2 tRNA genes and 3 rRNA genes are annotated in these 5,518 nt (G+C 48.9%); all 5 read right to left on the reverse strand.

The window, feature by feature from the left end:
• Positions 1-8: 8 nt before the first annotated feature.
• Positions 9-123 (reverse strand): 5S ribosomal RNA (rrf, locus tag KNQ97_RS19045).
• 184 nt (positions 124-307) lie between these two features.
• Positions 308-3,200 (reverse strand): 23S ribosomal RNA (locus KNQ97_RS19050).
• Positions 3,201-3,540: 340 nt separating this feature from the next.
• A tRNA-Ala gene (locus KNQ97_RS19055) sits at positions 3,541-3,616 on the reverse strand.
• A gap of 55 nt (positions 3,617-3,671) precedes the next feature.
• Positions 3,672-3,748 (reverse strand) — tRNA-Ile (locus KNQ97_RS19060).
• 59 nt (positions 3,749-3,807) lie between these two features.
• Positions 3,808-5,344, reverse strand: a 16S ribosomal RNA gene (locus tag KNQ97_RS19065).
• Together the 16S, 23S and 5S rRNA genes with 2 tRNA genes alongside form the textbook arrangement of a ribosomal RNA operon.
• Between the last annotated feature and the right edge of the window lie 174 nt (positions 5,345-5,518).

Here is a 5,518-nt window from a genome sequence, read left to right on the forward strand (position 1 = left end):
GAATAATGAGCTGGCGATGACTTACTCTCACATGGGTAATCCCACACTACCATCAGCGCTAAGAGGTTTCACTTCTGAGTTCGGGAAGGGATCAGGTGGTTCACTCTTGCTATGGTCGCCAGCACAACTGTTTATGGATACTTGCCTGGGTCTTATTTGATGCCGAAGCGTTTTCCAAATCTGTAACAGACTGGGCTGATTGAATCTTACTTTATTTGTTCATTTTAGCTAGAGGTATAACTAAATCAAGTTGTCTTGCATATTTAAGAATCGATTGATGCTTTACATACAACTGCTTGGGTGTTGTATAGTCAAGCCTCACGAGCAATTAGTATTGGTCAGCTTCACATATCACTATGCTTCCACATCCAACCTATCAACGTCCTAGTCTCGAACGGCTCTTTAGAGGACATAAAGTCCTAGGGAAATCTTATCTTGAGGTAGGCTTCCCGCTTAGATGCTTTCAGCGGTTATCCCTTCCGAACATAGCTACCCGGCGATGCGACTGGCGTCACAACCGGTACACCAGAGGTTCGTCCACTCTGGTCCTCTCGTACTAGGAGCAGATCCTCTCAAATTTCCAGCGCCCACGGTAGATAGGGACCGAACTGTCTCACGACGTTCTAAACCCAGCTCGCGTACCTCTTTAAATGGCGAACAGCCATACCCTTGGGACCTGCTTCAGCCCCAGGATGAGATGAGCCGACATCGAGGTGCCAAACACCGCCGTCGATATGAACTCTTGGGCGGTATCAGCCTGTTATCCCCAGAGTACCTTTTATCCGTTGAGCGATGGCCCTTCCATACAGAACCACCGGATCACTAAGACCTACTTTCGTACCTGCTCGACTTGTGGGTCTCGCAGTTAAGCGCGCTTTTGCCTTTATACTCTACGCGTGATTTCCGACCACGCTGAGCGCACCTTCGTACTCCTCCGTTACTCTTTAGGAGGAGACCGCCCCAGTCAAACTACCCACCAGACACGGTCCTCGTCCCGGATCACGGGACAGAGTTAGAACCTCAACATTACCAGGGTGGTATTTCAAGGACGGCTCCACTGGAACTAGCGTTCCAGCTTCAAAGCCTCCCACCTATCCTACACAAGTAAGGTCAAAGTTCAGTGTCAAGCTGCAGTAAAGGTTCACGGGGTCTTTCCGTCTAGCCGCGGGTACACTGCATCTTCACAGCGATTTCGATTTCACTGAGCCTCTGCTGGAGACAGCGCCGCCATCATTATGCCATTCGTGCAGGTCGGAACTTACCCGACAAGGAATTTCGCTACCTTAGGACCGTTATAGTTACGGCCGCCGTTTACTGGGGCTTCGATCAAGAGCTTCGCTTACGCTAACCCCATCAATTAACCTTCCAGCACCGGGCAGGCATCACACCCTATACGTCCACTTTCGTGTTTGCAGAGTGCTATGTTTTTAATAAACAGTTGCAGCGGCCTGGTTTCTGCGGCTGTCGTCAGCTCAGGAAGCGAGTTCCATCACCAACAACAGCGTACCTTCTCCCGAAGTTACGGTACCATTTTGCCTAGTTCCTTCAGCAGAGTTCTCTCAAGCGCCTTGGTCTACTCGACCTGACCACCTGTGTCGGTTTCGGGTACGATTCCTGTGTAACTGAAGCTTAGAGACTTTTCCTGGAAGCATGGCATCAACCACTTCGCTGTACAAGTACAGCTTGCTATCAGATCTCAGCATAGAGTACCCCGGATTTGCCTAAGATACATGCCTACATCCTTTCACCTGGACAACCAACGCCAGGCTGATTTAGCCTTCTCCGTCCTCTCATCGCATTACACAGAAGTAATGGAATATTAACCATTTTCCCATCGACTACGCCTTTCGGCCTCGCCTTAGGGGTCGACTCACCCAGCCCCGATTAACGTTGGACTGGAACCCTTGGTCTTTCGGCGAACGGGTTTTTCACCCGTTTTGTCGTTACTCACGTCAGCATTCGCACTTCTGATACCTCCAGCATGCTTCTCAACACACCTTCATCGGCTTACAGAACGCTCCCCTACCACGTATACAAAGTATACATCCGCAGCTTCGGCACATAGTTTTAGCCCCGTTACATCTTCCGCGCAGGCCGACTCGACTAGTGAGCTATTACGCTTTCTTTAAAGGGTGGCTGCTTCTAAGCCAACCTCCTAGCTGTCTATGCCTTCCCACATCGTTTCCCACTTAACTATGATTTTGGGGCCTTAGCTGGCGGTCTGGATTGTTTTCCTCTTGACTACGGACGTTAGCACCCGCAGTCTGTCTCCCGGATAGTACTCATAGGTATTCGGAGTTTGCATCGGTTTGGTAAGTCGGGATGACCCCCTAGCCGAAACAGTGCTCTACCCCCTATGGTATTCGTCCGAGGCGCTACCTAAATAGCTTTCGGGGAGAACCAGCTATCACCAGGCTTGATTAGCCTTTCACCCCTATCCACAAGTCATCCCCTGGCTTTTCAACGACAGTGGGTTCGGTCCTCCAGTTAGTGTTACCCAACCTTCAACCTGCTCATGGATAGATCGCCTGGTTTCGGGTCTATACCCAGCAACTAAACGCCCTATTAAGACTCGATTTCTCTACGGCTCCCCTATACGGTTAACCTTGCTACTGAATATAAGTCGCTGACCCATTATACAAAAGGTACGCAGTCACACCACGAAGGTGCTCCCACTGCTTGTATGCATGCGGTTTCAGGATCTATTTCACTCCCCTCACAGGGGTTCTTTTCGCCTTTCCCTCACGGTACTGGTTCACTATCGGTCAGTCAGGAGTATTTAGCCTTGGAGGATGGTCCCCCCATATTCAGACAAGGTTTCACGTGCCTCGCCCTACTCGTCATCATTATGTGTGCCCTTTCGTGTACGGGAATATCACCCTCTACGTTCGCACTTCCCAGAGCGTTCCACTAAAACACACATAACTTAATGGGCTGATCCCCGTTCGCTCGCCGCTACTGAGGGAATCTCAATTGATTTCTTTTCCTAAGGGTACTGAGATGTTTCACTTCCCCTCGTTCGCCTTGCAACACTATGTATTCATGTTGCAATACCTACCTTAAAGTAGGTGGGTTCCCCCATTCAGACATCTCCGGATCAAAGGATATTTGCCGCCTCCCCGGAGCTTTTCGCAGGCTATCACGTCTTTCATCGCCTCTGACTGCCAAGGCATCCACCACATGCACTTAATTACTTGACTATACAACCCCAAACAGTCGATGTTACCTACAAGTTAGTAACTTCAACATTTCAGTTTAGAGCACTGTGCACTTAAGCACCGTACAGCTTCAATCTAAATTCACATACCAAAACGCTTGATTCAGTTAATTTGCTAGTTCTCAATTCATCTAGATTAATTGCTTAATCTAAACTCTTGAGTGAACAATTTATTTCAGACTCAATTTTGCCAATCTGTTAATGAGTTAATGTGTCTTCGTCAGATCACACTAATTACCGTGATAATGAAATCACAGAAGTTAATAAACCAAGATCTCAATCTTTATTTACTAATTTCTGTAATCCGAACTTATCTTAAGTTCTGGTGGAGACTAGGAGAGTCGAACTCCTGACCTCCTGCGTGCAAAGCAGGCGCTCTACCAACTAAGCTAAGTCCCCAGCTTACATCATCAATCATGTATCTTTTATCTATAACTTCAACCAGTCAAAGTCATGGTGGGTCTGACAAGACTTGAACTTGTGACCCCACGCTTATCAAGCGTGTGCTCTAACCAACTGAGCTACAGACCCTCAGATACATCTATGAAGAACAACTTGTTGTGGATTCTTACCAATCGTCAATCTTTCGTTAAGGAGGTGATCCAGCCGCAGGTTCCCCTACGGCTACCTTGTTACGACTTCACCCCAGTCATCGGCCACACCGTGGTAACCGCCCTCTTTGCAGTTAGGCTAGCTACTTCTGGTGCAACAAACTCCCATGGTGTGACGGGCGGTGTGTACAAGGCCCGGGAACGTATTCACCGCGGCATTCTGATCCGCGATTACTAGCGATTCCGACTTCATGGAGTCGAGTTGCAGACTCCAATCCGGACTACGATCGGCTTTTTGAGATTAGCATCACATCGCTGTGTAGCAACCCTTTGTACCGACCATTGTAGCACGTGTGTAGCCCTGGCCGTAAGGGCCATGATGACTTGACGTCGTCCCCGCCTTCCTCCAGTTTGTCACTGGCAGTATCCTTAAAGTTCCCATCCGAAATGCTGGCAAGTAAGGAAAAGGGTTGCGCTCGTTGCGGGACTTAACCCAACATCTCACGACACGAGCTGACGACAGCCATGCAGCACCTGTATCTAGATTCCCGAAGGCACCAATCCATCTCTGGAAAGTTTCTAGTATGTCAAGGCCAGGTAAGGTTCTTCGCGTTGCATCGAATTAAACCACATGCTCCACCGCTTGTGCGGGCCCCCGTCAATTCATTTGAGTTTTAGTCTTGCGACCGTACTCCCCAGGCGGTCTACTTATCGCGTTAGCTGCGCCACTAAAGCCTCAAAGGCCCCAACGGCTAGTAGACATCGTTTACGGCATGGACTACCAGGGTATCTAATCCTGTTTGCTCCCCATGCTTTCGTACCTCAGCGTCAGTATTAGGCCAGATGGCTGCCTTCGCCATCGGTATTCCTCCAGATCTCTACGCATTTCACCGCTACACCTGGAATTCTACCATCCTCTCCCATACTCTAGCTCACCAGTATCGAATGCAATTCCCAAGTTAAGCTCGGGGATTTCACATCCGACTTAATAAGCCGCCTACGCACGCTTTACGCCCAGTAAATCCGATTAACGCTCGCACCCTCTGTATTACCGCGGCTGCTGGCACAGAGTTAGCCGGTGCTTATTCTGCGAGTAACGTCCACTATCTCTAGGTATTAACTAAAGTAGCCTCCTCCTCGCTTAAAGTGCTTTACAACCATAAGGCCTTCTTCACACACGCGGCATGGCTGGATCAGGGTTCCCCCCATTGTCCAATATTCCCCACTGCTGCCTCCCGTAGGAGTCTGGGCCGTGTCTCAGTCCCAGTGTGGCGGATCATCCTCTCAGACCCGCTACAGATCGTCGCCTTGGTAGGCCTTTACCCCACCAACTAGCTAATCCGACTTAGGCTCATCTATTAGCGCAAGGTCCGAAGATCCCCTGCTTTCTCCCGTAGGACGTATGCGGTATTAGCATCCCTTTCGAGATGTTGTCCCCCACTAATAGGCAGATTCCTAAGCATTACTCACCCGTCCGCCGCTAGGTCCAGTAGCAAGCTACCTTCCCCCGCTCGACTTGCATGTGTTAAGCCTGCCGCCAGCGTTCAATCTGAGCCATGATCAAACTCTTCAGTTAAAATCATTTTGCACCTTATTTATAGACAAGGTGCCAATTCTGGCTCATCAATTACTGACTTAAATTTCGCTCAAATAAACTTCGAGTAATTTAAACCAATCAATCAATGAAAATTATTTCGATTAATCAATCAGTAAAAATCCACACAAGTTGTTCTTCAATTCTCTTAATGAT

Origin of the sequence: Acinetobacter sp. UC24323 (genome assembly GCF_024151445.1) — a bacterium.
GTDB classification, from domain to species: Bacteria; Pseudomonadota; Gammaproteobacteria; order Pseudomonadales; family Moraxellaceae; genus Acinetobacter; species Acinetobacter baumannii.